Raw genomic sequence first — 19,508 nt, 5'->3', positions numbered from 1 at the left:
ACGCCGGACGTCGGACACAGGACCAGGCGCCGTGCGGGGCGGGTGCCGTGTCTCCTGCTCGGCGATCAGGTGCTGGGTTTCGAGGGCGTCCTCGTGCATCGGGTCGGCTACGGGCGCAGGGCGTCCGAGACGGACTTGACGCCACCGTGAGCGGTGAGACCGCCGTCGACCGGGATCTCGGCGCCGCTGATGAACGACGAGTCGTCGGACAGCAGGAAGACGACCAGGGGTGCCACCTCACCGACGGTGCCGGTGCGTCCCAACGGCGTTTCGCGCAGGGTGGCCTCGCGGAAGGCCGGGGCCGCGGATGCGGTCATCTCGGTTTGTGTTGGATGCCGAGGAGCGGGCCGGTGACGTTGACCGCATGGACGCGGGCCGTGTCCTCGGCGCGTAACTCACCGAGGCGGGCGCGCCAGGTGATGCCGGCGTTGTTGACCAGGCCGTGCACCTGGCCGTACGTCCGGCGCCGTTCGGCGGCGAGGCCCGCCCAGTCCTCCTCGCTGCTGTCGTCCAGGTGTCGGCAACCGCTTCCGGATTGCACGTCGGTGGCGATGACGTGGGCGCCCTCCCGTGTGAGTGCTTCCGCCTCTGCCGCGCCTTGGCCGCGAGCGGCGCCCGTCACCACCACGACCTTGCCCCGCAGCCTCTGGGGTGCCGGGGTGCTCACGGCCGCTCCCGATCGCGTCGGCGGCCCGCGGGCAGGGGTACGGGCTCGGTCCCGGGAACGATGGTGTTGGTGAGCGAACCGATGCCTTCGACCGTGAGGGTGACGGTGTCGCCGGGCACCAGTGGCGGCGGGGTCTGCTCGCCTCGCAGCCCCCAGAGTTCGGCGAGGCAGCCGCCGTTGCCGCAGGTGCCCGAGCCGAGGACGTCGCCGGGGCGCACGACCGTCCCGCGCGAGGCGTAGGCGGTCATCTCCTCGAAGGTCCAGCTCATGTTGGACAGCAGGTCCTCACCGACGGTCGCACCGTTGATCTCGGCTCTCAGCGCCAGGCGCAGGAAGCCCTCGGTGTCCCGGTGCCGCTCCAGCTCGTCGGCGGTGACCAGGTAGGGGCCCAGGGTGATGGCGGTGTCCTTGCCCTTGCAGGGGCCGAGGCCGACCTTCATCTCGGCGGACTGGAGGTCGCGGGCGGACCAGTCGTTGAAGACGGTGTAGCCGACGATGTGGTCGCGGGCCTGCGCCGGGGTGAGGTCGCGGCCCTCACGGCCGATGACGGCGGCCACCTCGAGTTCGAAGTCGAGCACGGCCGCGCCGGGCGGCACCGGTATCCCGTCGAGCGGACCGTGGATCGCGTGCGGGTTGGTGAAGTAGAAGGTCGGTGCGGCGTACCACTGCTCGGGCACGCCGGCCCTCCCCTCCACGGAACGCCGAACCCCCTCGACGTGCTCCTCGAAGGTGACGAAGTCCCGTACGGCCGTGGGCTGCACCGGAGGCAGCAGCCGCACCCGGGAGACGTGCGGGCCGGGCGGTACGTCGCGTGCGGCCGCGCCTGCGTCGAGGAGCCCGGGGAGACCACCGGTCTGTTCCAGCAGCGCGGTGAGTGAGGAGACGCCGGGCAGGGGGAAGAGCGTGCCGTCCGCTTCCACGACGCCGACGTGCCGGTGATGGTGGTGTTCGTAGGAGGCGAAGCGCATGTGCTGCTCCCGGTAGGAGTGGTCGGGCCGACGGTGGGGCCCGGGAAGGGTTCGGCCGTGGGGTGGGGTCCGGGGACGCGGAACTGTGTGTCAGGGCAGGTGACAGGGCCGCCGCGTCCCCGGAGTCGGGTGGGTGGATCAGACCGGCGGGGCGACGAAGACACCGCGGTCGGGGTCGTTGAACGATTCCTTGGCGACGATCTCGTTCATGGCGTTGGCGGTGCCCCACTGGTCGGTGACGTCCGGATCGGAGAAGTCGTAGACGTGCGGATGCCAGCTGTCCTCGTCGAGCAGCTCCAACTCCGTCGTGTACTCGACGGTGTTGCCGTGCGGGTCCAGGAAGTACGTGAAGGTGTTGTCGCCGGCCATGTGGCGTCCCGGGCCCCAGATCTTGCGGAAGCCCGCCCTGATCACACGGCCGGTGCCGCGCATGTACTCGTCGATGCCGCGCATCTCGAAGGAAATGTGGTGCAGGGAGGTGTGCGGGCCCTTGGCCAGCGCCATGGAATGGTGCTGATTGCTGATCCGCATGAAGTGCATGACCTCGCCCATGTGGGCGAGCTGAGGCTGTCGGAGAGAAGGAAGCCGAGGTGGCGCTCGTATCACGCGCGGGTGCGAGCGAGGTCGGGGGAGTTCAGGACGACGTGGGAGAGCTTGACCGGGATGGCCTCCTTCTCCTCGATCTTGCGGTGCTGCCGCACCTCGACATCCGCGGAGACCTCGATCGCGCGCCCGTCGACGTCGAAGAAGCGGAAGCCGTAGCCGCCGCCGGGCGTCTCCACGGTCCCGGGCCGCGAGATCAGCTGGACGCCGCCGGCCAGGAGCTGCTCGGCCAGGGTGTCCACGTCGGCGGGGCTGGCGGCGCCGTAGGAGACGAGGTCGAGCCGCTTCTCCTCCGCCTTGCGCAGCCGCACCACGTACTGCTCCGGAGAGCCCTCGGCGGCCAGGAAGGAGATGCCGGAGTCCTCGGCGACCTTCGTCAGGCCCCAGACGCCGGCGTAGAAGTCGAGCTGCTTGTCGTAGTCCGGCACGGCCAGGTCGACGTGCCGCAGGTGGGTGAGCAGACGTGCGCTCATGGTGGGTACCTCCTCAGACGAGGGCGAGGTTCAGCAGGGTGGTCGCGTTGCCGCCGCGGACGGCGTCGAAATCGGGCTCGGACAGGCGCGCGGCCCTGAGGGCGGCGACCGGGTCCTCGGTGCCCATGTCGAAGGGGAAGTCGGATCCGAGCAGGACCCGATCGGACCCGACGACCCGGACCAACTCCCGTAGGACGTCGGGGTCGTGGACCAACGAGTCGAAGTAGAGGCGCTTGAGGTAGCTGCCGGGCGGCCGCAGGCAGCCCGAGTTCGCGTCGGAGCGGGCCGACCAAGCGTGGTCGGAGCGTCCGATGTGGGTGGGCAGGTAGCCGCCGCCGTGGGCGGCGATCAGCTTCAGGCCGGGGTGGCGGTCCAGTACGCCGGAGAAGATGAGGTGGGAGAGCGCGACGGCGTTCTCGGTGGGCTGGCCGACGGTGTTGGACAGGTACCACCGGTCCAGGCGCTCGTCGAGCGTGCAGCCGAAGGGATGCAGGAAGACGATCGCGCCCGTCTCCGCGGCCCGTGCCCAGAAGGGCTCGTACGCCGGGTCGGACAGGTCGCGGCCCGGTGCGTGGCTGGAGATCTCCACCCCGGCCAGCCCGCGCTCCAAGGCGTGATCAAGGGCCGGCGCCGCCTGTTCCGGGTGCTGGAGGGGGACGAGTCCGAGTCCGCGCAGCCGGTCGGGTGCGGCCGAACAGTGGGTGGCGGTCGCCTCGTTGGCGAGCCGGCACACCTTCTCGGCCGTGTCCTCGTCCGCCCAGTAGTGGTAGTGGGAGGGGGACGGACTGACCAGTTGTACGTCCACGCCCTGCGCGTCCATGGCGGCGAGGCGTACGGCGGGGTCGGTGAGCCGGGGGATGCGATCACGGACCATGGGCCCGCTGACCGCGAGCGCCGCGGCGCCGTTGCGGCGGGCATCGAGGGCCCTTGCCTCCGTCAGTCCCGGCAGGCCGTCCACGAGGGCTTCGACCTCCGGCAGCAGCACATGGGCGTGCACGTCGACCGTGGGCGCGGTCAGCGGCTCCGGCCTGGGCACGCGGCTCACGGCAGCTCCCGCAGCATCGTCATGGTGCGGCCCATCAGGCCGGGTACGTCCGCGTCGCGGACCCCGTCGAGCTGCCACTGCCCGATCTGTACGGACGCCTCCACGACGGGGCGGACGCGGGCGATCCGCCGCTCGTAGAACGCCCGGAGCAGGGCGTCGTCCCAGTCGTCGGCGCCGGCCAGCATCTCCGCGAGCACCGACGCGTCCTCGAGGGACAGCGCGGCACCCTGCGCCAGGGTGGGCGGGCAGCAGTGGGCGGCGTCGCCGATGAGGACGACCCGGCCGCGGTGCCACGAGCCGTCGACCAGCATCTGGTCGAACCAGGTGTAGTTGACTTGTCCGGGGTCCGTGATGCTCTCGGCGATCTGCGGCCAGAAGCCGCCGTAGGCGGAGGCCAGCCGACGCATCTCGTCCGCGTAGGACTCCGTCGGAATCGATGCCCGGTCCCGATTCGCCTCGACGACGTACGCGTACAGGGTCGTGTCGCCGGTGGGGCAGTAGCCGGAGATGTACGCCGGTCCGCCGTAGGCGAGATCGGTGCGGGTCACGTCGGCGGGGCGGGGTGCGGCCACGCGCCAGATGGCCATGCCGGTGGGCTCGGGCTTGGCGGTGATGCCGATCGCGGCGCGGGTGGCCGAACCGAGTCCGTCGGCCGCGATCACCAGGTCGTAGCGCCCCTCCGTGCCGTCGGTGAAGCGGACGGAGACGCCCTCCGCGTCCTGGTCGAGGATCTCGGCGCGGGTGCCCAGGCGGACCCGGGCTCCGCTCGCGCGGACGGCATCGATCAGGGTCTGCTGGAGCTCGGGCCGCTGCATGCCGAGCGTGGCGGGCAGATCGTCGCCCCCCGTGCGCAGATCACGGTGGACGTGCAGGACGGTTCCGTCGGGCGTGGTGATGCCGACGGATCCGAAGCCGAAGCCGGACGTCCTCACCCGGTCCCAGAGACCCAGTTCGCGCAGGACGCGCAGGGCGTTGCCCTGGAGGGTGAGGCCGGATCCGGCGGTGGCGTTCCAGTCGTCCTTGGCCTCGACCAGGTCCACCGAGAAGCCGGCACGGCGCAGCAGGATCGTCACGGCGTTGCCGGCCGCGCCGCCGCCGACGACGAGGACCGTGCGGGTTGCGGTCATGGGAACTCCCTTGTTCCTCTGGTTACTTGACGGCTATCGGGTTGATCGGGGACCCGACCGCGCCGGTGATGGGCAAGGGGGCGGCGGTGAGCCAGAACTCGTACACGCCGTCGGCCGCGCAGTCCTCGGCCAGGGAATCGAGGTCCCACATCTCGCCGATCAGCAGACCGATGTGCGGGATGGCCACCTGGTGCAGGGGCTGGAAGGCGTGCTCGAACTCGTTGGGGCGCACCTCGAAGCCCCACGTGTCCGTGGCGATCGCGGCGATCTCGCTTCCGTGGAGCCAGCCGGCACTGGTGAAGGACAGGCCGGGCGCCGGGCCGCCCGCGTACTCGCCCCAGCCGTCGCGGCGTACCCGGGCGAGCTGCCCGGTGCGCACCAGAACCAGGTCCCCGCGCCCCACGGCCGTGCCCTGGGCTTCCGCGGTGGCCGTCAGGTGGTCCGCGGTGATCGCGAACCCGTCGGGCAGCTCGCCGTCCTGGCCGACGGCGCGGCCCACGTCCAGCAGCACGCCTCGCCCGGCGATCTGGTGGGCCATGTGCTCGATACCGGTGACCAGATCGCCCTCGGAAGTGACGACCTTCTCCGCCGGACGTCCGTTCCACGCCTTGCCGTGGTCGAAGATGTGGCCGAGGCCGTCCCACTGGGTCGAGCACTGCAGCGGCATGGCGATCACGTCGTCGGCGCCGCCGATGCCGTGCGGGAGGCCCTGGTTGCCGAGGACCGCGTCCGTGCCGGTGTCCAGCATGGTGTGCACCGGATTGGTGCGCCGACGCCAGCCCTTCTGCGGGCCGTTGATGTCGAAGCGCTGGGAGAGGGAGAAGCTCACACCGCGCCGGACGAGCGCGGCGCCCTGACGGCGCTTGGCCTCGTCGAGGAAGTTCAGCGTGCCGAGTACGTCGTCCTCGCCCCAGCGGCCCCAGTTGGAGCATGCCGTGGCGGTGCGGGCGATCGAACCTTCGGGGTCGCGGCGGTCCAGGCTCATCACGCCTCCGCGATACAGCGGGTGCGCTGTGCGCCGAGGCCCGTGATGGCGCTGTCCATGACGTCGCCATCGCGCAGCAGCCGGCCCCAGTGCATGCCGTTGCCCGCCGGGGAGCCGGTGAGAACCAGGTCGCCGGGAAGGAGGCGGGCGGTCTGTGAGACGTAGGAGACCACACGGGCCACGCTGAAGATCATGTCCCTCGTGGACTCGTCCTGCATGGTGTCGCCGTTGAGCTTCAGCGTCAGACGCAGGTCATCGGGGTCCGCGATCGACTCGGCGGGCACGATCCAGGGCCCGAGAGGGGTGAAGCCCGGCGCGTTCTTGCTGCGCAGCCAGTCGGTGCCGATCGGCGGCATGTCCCGGCGGAACACGGTCGCCCGGTCGGTCAGGTCGTTGGCGATCGTGTAGCCGGCGACGCATTCCATCGCCTCCTCCGCGGAGACCCGGTAGGCAGGACGACCGATGACCGCCGCCAGTTCCAGCTCCCAGTCGGGCTTCTCGGCCCAGGCCGGGAGGGTCACATCGTCGTACGGGCCGATGATGGAGCTCGGCGGGCGCCAGGCCGAGACCCTCGGAGAAGACCTGCTGCTCGCGGGGCGTCTGGGAGCGGCCCTCACGGCCGGAATGCAGAGCCGCCACGTGACCGCGACCGTCAAGCACTTCGCCGCCTACACGCAAGAGGCCGGACGGCTCACCACCGACGCCCGCGTCCCCGAGCGGGCCCTGTACGAGATCTACCAGGCTCCGTTCCGCCACGTCGTGGCGGCGGTCCCGTACACATCGGTCATGCTCGCCTACCCGAAGGTCAACGGCACCTTCGCGACACAGAGCCCCGCACTGCTCTCGGACCTCAAGGACGGCATCGGGCTGCGCGGTTACACCGTGCCCGACTTCTGGGCCGGTGACGACCAGATCGCGGCGGTCCGGGCGGGCACGGACCTCGGGGGCCTCGGACCGGTCGGAGTGAAGATCCCCGCCGGCGGCCTGACGGACGGCTCGGTGCCCGCACCCCGGCTCGACGACGCCGCGCGCCGGATCCTCCTCACCCTGTTCGCCACCGGACTCTTCGACCACCCGCTGCCGGAACCGGCCGCCGACGTCAGCACCGCACCACACCGAGCGCTCGCCGTCGAGGCCGCGGTCTCGGGCACCGTTCTGCTGACCAACCGCCACGGGGCCCTGCCGCTGCCGACCGCCCTGACCTCCCTCGCCGTCATCGGCGCAGCCGACACCGATGCCTTCACCGGCGTCAGCGGGTCCACCTACGTCGACCCCGGCGCCTGGACCACACCCCTCCGGGCCATCCGCGCCCGCGCCGGTCGGGACGTTCTCGTCACGCCGTCCCAGGGCACCCTCGGAGACGTTCCGCTCGCCGTCGTCCCGCAGAGTTCCCTGCGCACCGCCGACGGCGCCGCCGGACTGGACGGCACCTACTACGCCGGTCCCGACGCCTCCGGCACCCCCGTGCTGAGAAGGACCGACGCGACGGTCGACTTCGCCGTCACACCGGACGAGGGCCTTCCCGAGATCTGGTCCGCGACCTGGACCGGCACGCTGATGCCCGCCGCCGACGGCCTGCACCGCTTCTCGCTGCTCCCCGCCGGGACCGCGAAGCTGACGATCGACGGCGTCACCGTCGTCTCGGGCACCCGACACTGCCGCCGCTTCTTCCTCGGCACCTACGACTACCCCCTCCAGGGCGCCATCGAACTGACCGCGGGCCACCCGGTCACCGTGGAACTGGAGTACACCAACGCCACCGCGGACTCCCGCACCTGCGGCCTGACCCTCGGCTGGCAGCCCGACTCCCTCATCCCGGCCGCCGTGGAGACCGCGCGCGCCGCCGACGCGGCCGTGGTGGTCGTGAACCGGATCGCCGGCGAGGACATGGACCACCACCAGCTCGACCTGCCCGGTGACCAGAACCAGCTGATCAGCGCCGTCGCCGCGGTGAACCCGCGCACCATCGTGGTCCTCAACACCGACGGCCCCGTGGCCATGCCCTGGCTCGACGACGTAGAGGCTGTCCTGCACACCTGGTACGGCGGCCAGGGCATGGGCACGGCACTGGCCCGGATCCTCTTCGGCGACGCGGACCCCGCCGGCCGGCTGCCCGTCACCTTCCCCGCGACCGCCTCGCAGGGGCCGGGCACCGCGCCCGCCTCCTACCCCGGTACCGGCGGCTCCGTCTCCCATGCCGAGGGAATCGCGGTCGGCTACCGCTTCTACGACGTGCGCGGGGACCGTGCACCCCCTCGACCCGGTCCAGCTCGATGTCGCTGGTCGCGGACGGACCCGAGATCCAGGTGAGGGGCCGGGCCGGATCGAGCCGTTCGAGGGCCTGGGGGAGGGAGGAGACGACCTGGTCCGGGACGCGGACGACGCAGATGTGATGGTCGGGCATCAGCGTGATGCGACGGCGCCCCTGGTCGGGGGAGCCGTCCAGGACCAGGGTGCCGGTCTCCGCGACGGCTACGGCGCATCCGGTGACGACGCTGTCGACCTTCTCCAGTTCGTAGGCGCTGCTCGCAGCCCGGTCACGGACGCGGGTGGCCCCGCTCGCCCGGAGCCAGTCCGCCGGCAGTCCCGGTGGAACGAGGACGCTCGTCGCACCGCGGTCGGCGAGCAACCGGGCGAGCAGGACCGGCAGGCCCCGGGCATCCGTGCGGTGCACCACGGCCCGGTGTTCGGTGAGGTTGTCGGCGAGGAGCGCGGCGGTCTCCTCCCGGGTGCGCGTCCCGTGTTCGCGCAGATAGTCGCGGGCGACCGCATCCGCGTACTCGTCCTCGCCGGCGGGCACGTCGGCAAGCGCCCGCCGGATGCGGCCGAGAACGATTTCTCTCCTGCTCACTGGTCCTCTCCCCGTCCACCGTTCGTACGCTGCCACCAGTCGCGGAAGGGTTCCGCGGGCACCTCGGGAAGATCCAGGCTCGCCGACCAGGCACGTCCCGGGCCCGGGAGCGTGCGGGGGTGGAGGCGGCGGGTGCGGGCGGCGAACCGCTGACCGGTGCGCAGGACGCCCGGGCTGCCCAGCACCCAGCGGGCCGCGCGCATCGCCGCCCGCTCCGCCGCGTGTCCCCGGGCGGGCCTGAGGACGACCTTCTCGCCGCGGGTGACCGTCGGGCCCCCCTGTGCGACGCGCTCCCGCAGGTGGACCAGGACCTCGGGGATGTCGATGGCGACCGGGCACACGTCGTAGCAGGCGCCGCACAGGGTGGAGGCGTAGGGCAGCGAGGCATCGATCTCGGAGGCGGTGCCGCGCAGTTGGGGGCTGAGGATGGCGCCGATCGGGCCCGGGTAGACGGAGCCGTAGGCGTGGCCGCCGGCGCGCTCGTACACCGGGCAGACGTTGAGGCAGGCGGAGCAGCGGATGCACCGCAGGGCCTGGCGGCCGACCTCGTCGGCGAGGGTGTCGGTGCGGCCGTTGTCGAGGAGGACGAGGTGGAAGGTGGTCGGCCCGTCGCCGTCGACCGTGCCGGTCCACGTGCTCGTGTACGGGTTCATGCGCTCGGCGGTCGAGGAGCGGGGCAGGGTCTGGAGGAAGACCTCCAGGTCCCGCCAGGTCGGCACGACCTTCTCGACGCCCACGACGGAGATGAGGGTCTCGGGCAGCGTCAGGCACATGCGGCCGTTGCCCTCCGACTCGACGACGACGAGGGTGCCCGACTCGGCGACCATGAAGTTCGCCCCCGAGATCGCGACCTTCGCGCGCAGGAACTTCTCCCGCAGGTGCAGTCGGGCCGCCTCCGCGAGCTCGGCCGGCTCGTCGGTAAGACCGTCCGGTGCCGGACGGCCCCATTTCCCCATCGTGTCGAGGAAGATGTCGCGGATCTCGCCGCGGTTGCGGTGGATGGCGGGGACGAGGATGTGAGAGGGCCGGTCGTCGGCGAGCTGGACGATGAGCTCGGCGAGGTCGGTCTCGTAGGCCCGGATGCCCTCGGCCCACAAGGCCTCGTTGAGGCCGATCTCCTGGGTGGCCATCGACTTGACCTTCACGACCTCAATCTCGCCGGTGGCCTTCACCAGGTCCGCGACGATCCGGTTGGCCTCGGCGGCGTCGCAGGCCCAGTGAACGATGCCGCCGGCGGCCGTAACGGCTTCCTCCAACTAGACCAGGTAGCGGTCGAGGTGACGGAGCGTGTGGTCCTTGATCTGCTTGCCCGCCTCCCGCAGCGCAGCCCAGTCCTCCAGTTCGCCGACGGCGCGGGCCCGTTTACCCCGGATGGTGTGGGTGGCGTGCCGGAGGTTGGCACGCAGCCGCTCGTCCCCCACGGCCGCACGGGCCGCTGTCGGGAACGCCGGCATTCCCATGAAGGTTCCGCTCACAGCGCGGACCTCCCTTCCGTGCTCGCGAGGATCTCCGCGATGTGGACCGGCCGCATGTCCACCTTCAGCCGGGACATGGTCCCGCCGAGGTGCATCAGACACGAGTTGTCCGCCGCACAGAGCGCCTCCGCGCCCGTCGACCCGGCGTTGCGGATCTTGTCGGCACCCATCGCGGCCGAGACGTCGGCGTTCTTCACGGCGAAGGTGCCGCCGAAGCCGCAGCACTCGTCCGCTCCCGGCAGCTCGACCAGCTCGAGGCCGTTGACGGCCCGCAGCAACTGGTACGGACGCTCTCCCAGGCCGAGGCTGCGCAGCCCGTGGCAGGTCGGGTGGTAGGTGACGGTGTGCGGATAGTGCGCGCCGACGTCCGTCACCCCCAGCACGTCCACGAGGAACTCCGTCAGCTCGTACGTCACGGGGACCACCGGGGCCAGGGTGGCGGACAGGGTCCCGCCGCGACCCTCGGCCCGCGCCCGTTCTCCCATGCGCGGGTACAACTCGCGCACCATCGCCGCGCACGACCCGGACGGTGTGACGATCGCGTCGTAGCCGGTGAACACGCGGGCGAAGTGCAGGGCGAGTGGCTCGGCCTCGTACCGGTAGCCGGTGTTGTAGTGCGCCTGCCCGCAACAGGTCTGGGCCATGGGGAAGTCGACGTCGACGCCCAGCCGGGTCAGGAGCTTCACCACCGCCTTGCCGGTGTCGGGGTACAACGTGTCGTTCAGACACGTCAGGAACAGGGCGACGCGCATGGTGCTCCTTCGTAGCGACTGTCGGACCGCGGGTGGGCGCGGGGGGACGTGGGCGCGGGGGGACGCTTCCACGCGCCCACCCGCCGCGGTCATGGAGGGGTGATCCGCTCGGCGGCGGCTGCCCAGGCAGCCCGGCCCCCGGTCGGTTCGTAGCGCGTCAGGGGCTGGGAACGCGCCAACAGCTCCCGCATGGCAGCGCGATCGCCGACGAGTCCCCGGGCACGTGCCTGTACGAGCACGTTCCCGAGGGCTGCCGCCTCCGCCGGACCGGCGACCACGGGCAACCCGCACGCGTCAGCCGTCAACTGGCACAGCAGGGCGTTGCGTGCTCCTCCACCCACGATGTGGATGACGTCGACCTCCCGGTCGGCGAGGCGCTGTGCGTCCCGCACGGCCGCACGGTGGGCGAGCGCCAGGGAGTCGAGGATGCACCGGGTCGTCTCGGCCGGTGTGCGCGGCACCGGCTGACCCGACCTTCGGCACGCCTCGGCAATGCGCTGCGGCATCCGGCCGGGGGCAAGGAAGGCGGGGTCGGCGGCGTCCACCACGGACACGAGGCCCGGAACCTCCGCGGCGGCCCTCAGCAGCGGAACGAGCCCGGTGCCCTCCCATTCCCGCACGCACTCCTGCAGGAGCCACAGGCCCATGACGTTGCGCAGGTAGCGCACGGTCCCGTCGATCCCCAGTTCGTTGGTGAAGTTCGCACGGCGGCTCGCTTCGGTCAGGACGGGCGAGTCGAGCTCCAAACCGACCAACGACCAGGTGCCGGTGCAGATGTACGCGAAGCGCCCGGCGCCCGTGGCGGGGACGGCGACGACGGCCGACGCGGTGTCGTGCGAAGCGACCGTGGTGACCGGTACCGGACCGGTCACCCCCGTGGTGTCGAGGATCTCGGGCAGCAGGAGGCCCGCGGGGTCTCCCGGACGCCGCAGGGGCGGGAACAGGCCGAGATCGATGCCCGTGGCATCGGCGACGGCGTACGACCAGCTCCCTGTGCGCGGGTCGAGCAACTGGGTGGTGGACGCATTGGTGAGCTCGGTCCCCTCCTGGCCCGTCAGCCAGTACGAGAACAGGTCCGGGATCAGCAGGAGCCGCCGAGCGGCGGCCCACTGCGCAGTGCTCCGGGCGGCCGTCAGCTGGTACAGCGTGTTGAAGGGCGCGTACTGAATGCCCGTCTGCGCGTACAGCCGCTCGGCCGACGCCGTCGACCACACCTTCTCGGGCACTCCGTCGGTGCGGGCGTCCCGGTAGTGCACGGGATTGCCGAGCAGGGCGCCGTCGTCGTCGAGCAGTCCGTAGTCCACGGCCCAGCTGTCGATCCCGACCGAGGCGAGGCGTCCGCCGGTGGTGGCTCCGGCCGCGCGCAGTCCGTCGAGGACGCCCGCGTACAGCCCGAGGATGTCCCAGTACAGCGTGGCACCGGCGCGCACCGGCCGGTTGGGGAAGCGATGGGCCTCGGTCAGTTCCAGGGTGCCGGGGCCGACGCGGCCGACCATGACGCGTCCGCTGGACGCGCCGAGGTCGACCGCGGCGAACGGCTGCGGCTCCGTGCTCATCGCAGGAACGCGGCGGCGACGCCGGCGTCGACGGGGATGTGCAGGCCGGTGGTGTGGCTGAGGTCGCCGCTGGTGAGCACGAGCACCGCGTTCGCGACGTGCTCGGGCAGGACCTCGCGCTTGAGGAGGGTGCGCTGGGCGTAGAACTCGCCGAGCTTCTCCTCCTCGATGCCGTACGTGGCGGCACGCTGGGCACCCCAGCCGCCGGCGAAGATCCCCGAGCCCCGCACGACGCCGTCGGGGTTGACCCCGTTCACACGGATGCCGTGTTCTCCGAGCTCGGCGGCGAGCAGGCGGACCTGGTGGGCCTGGTCGGCCTTGGTGGCGGAGTAGGCGATGTTGTTCGGGCCTGCGAAGACGGCGTTCTTGGACGCGATGTAGACGATGTCGCCGCCCAGGCCCTGGTCCCGCATGATTCGCGCGGCCTCGCGGGAGACCAGGAAGGAGCCGCGGGCCATGATGTCGTGCTGCAGGTCCCAGTCCTCGGCGGTGGTCTCCAGGAGCGGCTTGGAGATGGAGATGCCCGCGTTGTTGACGACGAGGTCGATGCCGCCGAAGGCCAGCAGGGCCTGCTGGAACGCGCCGGTGATCTGCTCCTCCGAGGTGACGTCGACGCGGACCGCCACGGCCCTGTCGGGGCCGCCGAGCTCCTCGGCAACCGCGGCGGCGTTGTCCTCGTTGAGATCGGCGACCACCACGCACGCCCCCTCCGCCGCCAGCCGGTGGGCGATCGCCCGGCCGATGCCGCTGCCCGCACCCGTGACCAGCGCGATACGCGTGGCCAGCGGCTTGGGCGCCGGCATCCGCCTCAGCTTGGCCTCCTCCAGCCCCCAGTACTCGATGCGGAACTTCTCGGCCTCGTCGATCGGCAGGTAGCTGGACACGGCCTCCGCGCCGCGCATCACGTTGATCGCGTTGACGTAGAACTCGCCCGCCACCCGAGCGGTCTGCTTGTCCTTGCCGAACGAGAACATGCCGACGCCGGGCACCAGCACGATCGCGGGATCCGCACCGCGCAGGGAGGGGGAGTCGGGGGTCGCGTGGCGCCGGTAGTAGGCGGTGTATTCCTCGCGGTAGGCGAGGTGCAACTCCCTCAGGCGGGCGACGGTCGCGTCGAGGGGCGCGGTGGGCGGCAGGTCGAGGACCAGGGGCCGCACCTTGGTGCGCAGGAAGTGGTCGGGGCAGGAAGTGCCGAGCGCGGACAGCCTCGGGTGCTCGGCACGGGAGACGAAGTCGAGTACCGCGTCACCGTCGTCGAAGTGCCCGAGCTGCGCCCGGTCCTGGGAGGCGATGGCCCGGATGTGCGGAGCCAGGGCGGCGGCCCGGGCCCGGCGTGCCTCCTCCGGCAGTGGCTCGAATCCGCTGACGACGGGGCCGAAGGGCTCCGGCCTGCCACGCTCGGCGAGGAACTGCTCGGCGGTACGGATGATGCGCAGCGAGTTGCGCCGGCACTCTTCGCTGGAGTCGCCCCAGGCGGATACGCCGTGGCCTCCGAGAACACAGCCGATGGCCTGCGGGTTCGCCTCCTTGACGGCGGCGATGTCCAGGCCGAGCTGGAATCCGGGCCGCCGCCAGGGGACCCACACCACCGTGTCCCCGAAGCACTCGGCGGTCAGCTTCTCACCGTCCGCCGCGCAGGCCAGTGCGATGCCCGAGTCCGGGTGGAGGTGGTCGACGTGCGCGGCGTCCACCAGCCCGTGCATGGCCGTGTCGATGGAAGGCGCGGCCCCGCCCTTGCCGTGCAGGCAGTAGTCGAAGGCGGCCACCATCTCGTCCTCGCGCTCCACGCCGGGATAGACGTCCACGAGGGCGCGCAGCCGGTCGAGTCGCAGGACGGCGAGCCCGTCCTCCGTGAGGGTGCCGAGGTCGCCCCCGGAGCCCTTGACCCACATCAGCTCGACGTCGCCGCCGGTGACGGGGTCGGTGGCGGTGCCCTTCGCGGAGGTGTTGCCGCCCGCGTAGTTGGTGTTGCGCGCGTCCGCGCCGAGCTGGTGGGAGCGCTGCAGCAGGGAGGCGGCTTCGGGGTGCAGTGTCATATGGCTACCTGTCCTCAGGTCCGTGACGGGGGTGGGGTGGGCGTACGGGAGGCGGGGCTCACGCGCCCCAGCCCGCCTGCGCGCCGCCGACCCGCTCGGCGGCCGTCTTCTGCGCCCAGCCGGAGCGGTGGTACGCGGCGACCGGGTCGGCGTCCAGGCCCAGCTCTTCCCGGACCTCGGCGAGCAGGGGCCGCACATCGGTGTTGTAGGCGTCCATGAGGACCGCGTTCGCGGCCAGGACGTCGCCGGAGCGCTGGGCCGCGGCCAGCGCGTCCCGGTCGACGAGGAGGGCCTTCGCGGTCGCCTCCTGGACGTTCATCACCGAGCGGATGATCGCGGGGATCTTCGCCTCGATGTTGTGGCACTGGTCGAGCATGAACGCCACGTCCGGCGTGAAGCCGCCGCCGCGGATCACCTCGTACATGATCCGGAAGAGCTGGAAGGGGTCCGCGGCGCCCACCATCAGGTCGTCGTCGGCGTAGAAGCGCGAGTTGAAGTCGAACGCGCCGAGCTTCCCTTCGCGCAGCAGCGTCGCGACGATGAACTCGATGTTGGTGCCCGGCGCGTGGTGCCCGGTGTCCACGACGACCTGTGCCCGCTCGCCCAGCTTGAGGCAGTGCGCGTACGCGGTGCCCCAGTCCGGTACGTCCGTGGCGTAGAAGGCGGGCTCGAAGAACTTGTACTCCAGGAGCATCCGCTGGTTCTCGCCCAGGCGCCCGTAGACCGTGGCGAGGGCCTCGGCCAGACGGTCCTGGCGGGCGCGGATGTCGTCCTGGCCGGGGTAGTTGGTGCCGTCCGCGAACCAGAGCTTCAAGTCCCTGGACCCGGTGGCATCCATGATGTCCACGCACTCCAGGAGGTGGCCGACGGCCTTGTTCCGGACCTTCGGATCGGGGTGGCAGACGCTGCCCAGCCTGTAGTCGTCGTCCTGGAAGACGTTCGCGTTGATCGCGCCCAGACGCAGTCCGCGCCGGGCCGCGTGCGCGGCGAGAGCCCCGTAGTCGTCCACCCGGTCCCAGGGGATGTGCAGGGCGACGCGCGGCGCGGCTCCGGTCAGCTCGTGGACCGTGGCGGCGTCGTCGAGCTTCTCCTGCGGAGTGCGGGGCACGCCGGGCTGGGGGAAGACCTTGAAGCGGGTGCCGGAATTGCCGTACGCCCACGACGGCGTCTCGATGGCCTGGGTCTTCAGGGCGGCCTTCACGGCGGCGGGGTCGGTCACTGGGCGCTCCTGCGGCATGAGGATGAAACGATTCAATTCCTTGCTCGGAAACTAAGAGCTTGGCCGGGGGGCTGTCAAGGGCTGCCCATCCCGCACCGCGGCAGCCTGGCTGTGAGTGAGGGGACTGGTGGGGTTAAAACGATTCATCCAGTAATCTGGACGTCCGTTGTCAGCCCGTACTGCCTGGAGGTCTGGGCCCATGGCCCCATCGGTGGGGATCAAGGACGTCGCCCGTGCTGCCGGGGTGTCCGTGGGAACCGTCTCGAACGTGATCAACCGCCCCGATTCGGTCTCCGAAACCACCAGGCTCCGGGTGCAGTCCGCCATCGACCGGCTCGGCTACGTACGCAGCGAGTCCGCACGCCAGCTGCGCGCCGGCCACAGCCGCATCCTGGGTCTGCTCGTCCTCGACATGGCCAACCCCTTCTTCGTCGACATCGCGAAGGGTGCCGAACGGACCGCGCGCCGGGCGGGACTGGGCGTCATGGTGTGCAACAGCGGGCAGAGCCCCGCCGAGGAGGCCGAATACCTCGCGCTCTTCGCGGAGCAGCGGGTGCGGGGCGTGCTCGTCACGCCCGCCGATGCCAGTGGCCGCAACCTCGAGGCGTTCCGGCGGCACGGCATCGCCTTCATCCTCGTCGACCGGGTCGCCGAGGGCGCCGACCAGTGTTCGGTCTCGGTCGACGACGTGGTCGGCGGGAGCCTGGCCGTGCGCCACCTCATCGATGCCGGGCACCGTTCCATCGGCTATGTGGCCGGCCCCGAGCACCTCAGCCAGGTGAGGGACCGGCGCACCGGGGCGTGGAACGCGCTGGCCGAAGCCGGCCTGGCACGGTCGGCGCTGTTCGAGCTGCCGGCCGAAAGCCTCGACGTGGCCGCGGGCCGGGACGCGGGTTCCCGCTTCCTGGGCCTGTCCGACCGGCCGACTGCGGTCTTCTGCGCCAACGACCTGCTGGCCCTCGGTTTCCTCCAGACCATGTACGCCGCCAACGTGCGGGTCCCCGACGACGTGGCCATCGTCGGCTACGACGACATCGAATTCGCCGCGGCGGCCGCGGTCCCGCTGACGTCCGTGCGGCAGCCGGCCGTCACGATGGGCACGATGGCGGCCGAGATGCTCCTCGAAGAGACGGGCGAAGCCGGCGCCGCACATGAGCACCGGCACATCGTGCTGCAGCCGGAACTGGTGGTGCGCCGCTCCTCTCTGCCCTCACGGTGATACGGAACCGGAGGGAGGTCAGCCGATGGTGAGGGTGCGCTGCGCCCGGTGACGTCACGGGACGCCCGCGCCGCGGCGAAGGTGTAGAGCCCGGGAACGAGCGTCCAGTTGCCCGAGTTCCACACCATCAGGTCTTCGGGTGCGATGGTGAAGACGAGGCGCCGAGCGGCACCCCGATCCAGGGACACCTTGCCGAAGGCGACCAAGCGACGCGGTTCGGCCGAGGCGGCGCTGGGCAAGGTGGCGTAGATATGCACGACCTCGGTGCCGTGCCGGCTTCCGGTGTTCGTGACGGTCACCGCGAAGGTCACGCTTCTCCTGGCCGGGTCGAAGGCGGCCTCGAGGGAGCCGTGGGCGAACGTCGTGTAGGACAGGCCGTGGCCGAAGGGGAAGAGGGGCTGCTGCCCCCTGGCGTCGTAGTAGCGGTACCCGACGGCGGTCCCCTCGTCGTAGGAGACGGTCGCGTTCTGACCCGGGTAGGTAGCCGGGGTTGCCCCTGGTCCCTGGGCGGCGCCGGCCGGGAAGGTCACGGGAAGGCGTCCGGAGGGATCACTGTCGCCGAAGAGGACTGCGGCCAGTGCCGTTCCCATGCCGCGCCCGCCGTACCACGCCTGCACGACGGACTCGACCTGGTCCAGCCACGGCATCGCGACCGGGCCGTCGGTGTTGAGGACCACGATGGTGCGGGGATTGGCTGCTGCCACGGCGGCAATGAGCTGGATCTGGTCTCCGGGCAGGTCCAGCCGACCATGATCCATGGCCTCACCGGCCACCCGGTTGGCGAAGACGACGGCGGCGTCGGCGGCGCGCGCGGCCTGGACGGCTGCCGGAATGGCGGAGGCCGGCTGCCAGCCGAGAGTGAGGCCGCACGTGCCGGGGTCGGCCGTGGCAGTGCTGTACACGAGCTCCACGGACACCGCTCGGCCGGCGGTCAGGTCGATCGTTCCCTGGAGGGGGTAGTCGTAGGGTCCGAGGAAGAAGCGCCGAGTGCCTCGGGAGCCCGTGACCACCGTGACACCGTCGATCTTCAGCGTGGCCGTGCCGGTGGGCAGGAGCGAGAAGCGGTGCAATCCGGTGTGAGTCGGAGCGAGGGTGCCCGACCAGCTCGCGGACCAGACTCCGGGCAGCGCGTCCACCGGGGCGGCGGCGAAGTCGACGCCGGTGTCCGTGCGGGTGGCCACGGGAGTGCCCGTCGGGTCGGCACGCGCGTAATCGCGCGCGCTGAGGCCCGGGGCCCCGTCGTCGGCACGCAGCACGCTGGTGGGGACGACGGCCAAGGGGACATCGCCCGTCGACCCCTGGGTGTGAGTGGCCCTGACACCAGCGCCCGCCCGGGAACGGATGGCGTCCAACGGCGTGGTCCAGGTACCGGGGTCCACGTAGCTGGAACCGGCGACGCCCGTGAAGGCATCGGAGCCGGCCGGGCCTATGACGGCCAGCGACCGAAGGGAGGGCGAAAGGGGAAGGGCGGCCGCGCCTGCGTGCTCACGTCCTGGGCCGGGGCGGGCAGCGGGTTGTCGACCAGGCCGTTCGCGAACATGGTGACGAGGATCCGGCGGGCCGCATCGTTCAGGCGGGAGAGCGGAACGGCGCCGTTGATGAGCGCACCGGGTGCCAGTTTGACGCCCGCACCGCCCAGGCCCGCGAGGTCCATGCCCGCTCTGGCGGCCGCGACCTGATCGTCACCGGCCCAGAAGTCGGGGACGGTGTACCCCTGAAGGCCCAGACGGACCTTGACGTCGTCGAACAGGGCCGGGCTCTGGGTCGCGAAAGTGCCGTTGACCTTCGGGTAGGACATCATCACCGACGTGGTCGGAGTGGCGCTGATGACATCGCGGAACGGCGCCTGGTACACCTCGTGGAGGGCCCGGTCGGAGACCGGACAATTGGCGAAGAAGCGGTCCACTTCCTGCGTGTAGCCGGCGAAGTGCTTGACCGTCGCGGTGACGTGGCGGCTCTGGATGGCGGTGGTGAGAGCTGCTCCGAGCCGCCCTGCGAGGAGCGGGTCCTCACCCAAACTCTCGGCCTGGCGTCCGAAGTGCCACGTTCGGACGAGGTCGGCGGTCGGACCGAGGAGGTTGTTGTAGCCCTTGGCGCGTCCTTCGGTCCCGAGCGCGACGCCGATGCGGTGTGCCAGGTTCTCGTCGAAGGCCGCCGCTTGCGCGAGGGGTACCGGAAAGGCGGTAACCCCTTGCTCGCCCCGCAGGCCCGCGGACGCATCGACCATGGACAGGTCGGGCACCCCGAGACGGCTCACGGCGGCGAAGTCGCAGCGGATCCGTGCCTCCTTCTCGGCGGCCGTCATCCGGGCGAGGAGGGCGTCTGCCCGAGCGAATGCGGCGGGGTCGGTCGCGGCGGTCGCAGGGCCGGCGACTGCGGGAGCCATGCCGACGGCGAGGGCGGTTGCGATGGCGGAGGTGAGAAAGGTTCGTCTGTTCGTGGCAGTTCTCCGTGCGGAAGGGTCGAAGGGGCAACAGGCCGTTGGAGCAGAATGGTTGGCGTGGCCGTACGAGGTGATGTGAGCGAATGGCG

The 19,508-nt window shown here is 71.4% G+C and carries 11 protein-coding genes and 6 pseudogenes; 2 read left to right on the top strand and 15 right to left on the bottom strand.

Going from position 1 to position 19,508, the window contains the following annotated elements; genetic code table 11:
- Positions 1–107 precede the first annotated feature (107 nt).
- The 7 genes and pseudogenes from AC6CKD_RS07640 to AC6CKD_RS07610 form a co-directional block, all read right to left on the bottom strand.
- Positions 108–667 (bottom strand): annotated as a pseudogene (locus tag AC6CKD_RS07640) (SDR family NAD(P)-dependent oxidoreductase).
- Positions 664–1,635 carry a fumarylacetoacetate hydrolase family protein gene (locus tag AC6CKD_RS07635; RefSeq protein ID WP_498326005.1) on the bottom strand — a complete coding sequence of 324 codons (972 nt, stop codon included), beginning with the start codon at positions 1,633–1,635 and terminating at the stop codon, positions 664–666. Before AC6CKD_RS07635 ends, AC6CKD_RS07640 begins: the two are co-directional and overlap by 4 nt.
- A gap of 138 nt (positions 1,636–1,773) precedes the next feature.
- Positions 1,774–2,711 (bottom strand): annotated as a pseudogene (locus AC6CKD_RS07630) (VOC family protein).
- 13 nt (positions 2,712–2,724) lie between these two features.
- Positions 2,725–3,729 carry an amidohydrolase family protein gene (locus AC6CKD_RS07625; RefSeq protein WP_498326293.1) on the bottom strand — a complete coding sequence of 335 codons (1,005 nt, stop codon included), beginning with the start codon at positions 3,727–3,729 and terminating at the stop codon, positions 2,725–2,727.
- A 23-nt stretch (positions 3,730–3,752) separates the two neighbouring features.
- Positions 3,753–4,883, bottom strand: coding sequence for an FAD-dependent oxidoreductase (locus AC6CKD_RS07620; RefSeq protein WP_498326004.1), 1,131 nt, complete (start codon positions 4,881–4,883; stop codon positions 3,753–3,755).
- Between the two features lie 22 nt (positions 4,884–4,905).
- Complete coding sequence (locus AC6CKD_RS07615; protein ID WP_498326003.1) at positions 4,906–5,868, bottom strand: cyclase family protein; 963 nt, start codon at positions 5,866–5,868, stop codon at positions 4,906–4,908.
- Positions 5,868–6,419, bottom strand: a pseudogene (locus AC6CKD_RS07610) (fumarylacetoacetate hydrolase family protein); the annotation flags it as partial. The pseudogene AC6CKD_RS07610 and the gene AC6CKD_RS07615, both read right to left, overlap by 1 nt.
- On the opposite strand from AC6CKD_RS07610, the pseudogene AC6CKD_RS07605 reads away from it, so the two are divergent.
- Positions 6,331–8,076: pseudogene (locus tag AC6CKD_RS07605) on the top strand (glycoside hydrolase family 3 C-terminal domain-containing protein); the annotation flags it as partial. The pseudogenes AC6CKD_RS07610 and AC6CKD_RS07605 sit on opposite strands and share 89 nt — an antisense overlap.
- Here AC6CKD_RS07605 and AC6CKD_RS07600 read toward each other — a convergent pair.
- The 6 genes and pseudogenes from AC6CKD_RS07600 to rhaI form a co-directional block, all read right to left on the bottom strand.
- Positions 7,985–8,719: a LutC/YkgG family protein gene (locus AC6CKD_RS07600; protein WP_498326002.1), complete on the bottom strand. Its 735-nt coding sequence runs from the start codon at positions 8,717–8,719 to the stop codon at positions 7,985–7,987. The pseudogene AC6CKD_RS07605 and the gene AC6CKD_RS07600 overlap by 92 nt on opposite strands.
- Positions 8,716–10,194 (bottom strand): annotated as a pseudogene (locus AC6CKD_RS07595) (lactate utilization protein B). The gene AC6CKD_RS07600 and the pseudogene AC6CKD_RS07595 overlap by 4 nt, the downstream one beginning before the upstream one ends.
- Positions 10,191–10,946, bottom strand: coding sequence for a (Fe-S)-binding protein (locus AC6CKD_RS07590; protein ID WP_498326001.1), 756 nt, complete (start codon positions 10,944–10,946; stop codon positions 10,191–10,193). The pseudogene AC6CKD_RS07595 and the gene AC6CKD_RS07590 overlap by 4 nt, the downstream one beginning before the upstream one ends.
- An 89-nt stretch (positions 10,947–11,035) precedes the next feature.
- Positions 11,036–12,502: a rhamnulokinase gene (locus AC6CKD_RS07585; RefSeq protein ID WP_498326000.1), complete on the bottom strand. Its 1,467-nt coding sequence runs from the start codon at positions 12,500–12,502 to the stop codon at positions 11,036–11,038.
- Positions 12,499–14,538 (bottom strand): bifunctional aldolase/short-chain dehydrogenase, encoded by a 2,040-nt coding sequence (locus AC6CKD_RS07580; RefSeq protein WP_498325999.1) that lies wholly within the window; start codon positions 14,536–14,538, stop codon positions 12,499–12,501. The genes AC6CKD_RS07585 and AC6CKD_RS07580 overlap by 4 nt, the downstream gene beginning before the upstream one ends.
- A 58-nt stretch (positions 14,539–14,596) precedes the next feature.
- Positions 14,597–15,757, bottom strand: coding sequence for an L-rhamnose isomerase (rhaI, locus tag AC6CKD_RS07575; RefSeq protein ID WP_498325998.1), 1,161 nt, complete (start codon positions 15,755–15,757; stop codon positions 14,597–14,599).
- A gap of 199 nt (positions 15,758–15,956) precedes the next feature.
- Here rhaI and AC6CKD_RS07570 point away from each other — a divergent pair, with 199 nt between their 5' ends.
- Complete coding sequence (locus AC6CKD_RS07570; protein WP_498325996.1) at positions 15,957–16,976, top strand: LacI family DNA-binding transcriptional regulator; 1,020 nt, start codon at positions 15,957–15,959, stop codon at positions 16,974–16,976.
- A gap of 125 nt (positions 16,977–17,101) precedes the next feature.
- Here AC6CKD_RS07570 and AC6CKD_RS07565 read toward each other — a convergent pair.
- Positions 17,102–18,406 (bottom strand): annotated as a pseudogene (locus AC6CKD_RS07565) (glycoside hydrolase family 3 C-terminal domain-containing protein); the annotation flags it as partial.
- A complete protein-coding gene (locus AC6CKD_RS07560; protein WP_498325994.1) occupies positions 18,403–19,362 on the bottom strand; it encodes a glycoside hydrolase family 3 protein in 960 nt (319 codons plus the stop codon). The gene AC6CKD_RS07560 and the pseudogene AC6CKD_RS07565, both read right to left, overlap by 4 nt.
- Positions 19,363–19,508 lie beyond the last annotated feature (146 nt).

The organism is Streptomyces sp. GQ60 (assembly GCF_059758875.1).
The sequence above is the reverse complement of the archived record's forward strand: the minus strand, read 5'-3'. Positions and strand labels throughout refer to the sequence as shown.

Bases quoted from the DNA above. Each gene is read 5' to 3' on its own strand.
- AC6CKD_RS07635 (WP_498326005.1), bottom strand. From the start codon at position 1,635: ATGCGCTTCGCCTCCTACGAACACCACCATCACCGGCACGTCGGCGTC.
- AC6CKD_RS07580 (WP_498325999.1), bottom strand. From the start codon at position 14,538: ATGACACTGCACCCCGAAGCCGCCTCCCTGCTGCAGCGCTCCCACCAG.
- AC6CKD_RS07585 (WP_498326000.1), bottom strand. From the start codon at position 12,502: ATGAGCACGGAGCCGCAGCCGTTCGCCGCGGTCGACCTCGGCGCGTCC.
- AC6CKD_RS07560 (WP_498325994.1), bottom strand. From the start codon at position 19,362: ATGGCTCCCGCAGTCGCCGGCCCTGCGACCGCCGCGACCGACCCCGCC.
- AC6CKD_RS07590 (WP_498326001.1), bottom strand. From the start codon at position 10,946: ATGCGCGTCGCCCTGTTCCTGACGTGTCTGAACGACACGTTGTACCCC.
- AC6CKD_RS07570 (WP_498325996.1), top strand. From the start codon at position 15,957: ATGGCCCCATCGGTGGGGATCAAGGACGTCGCCCGTGCTGCCGGGGTG.
- AC6CKD_RS07615 (WP_498326003.1), bottom strand. From the start codon at position 5,868: ATGAGCCTGGACCGCCGCGACCCCGAAGGTTCGATCGCCCGCACCGCC.
- AC6CKD_RS07620 (WP_498326004.1), bottom strand. From the start codon at position 4,883: ATGACCGCAACCCGCACGGTCCTCGTCGTCGGCGGCGGCGCGGCCGGC.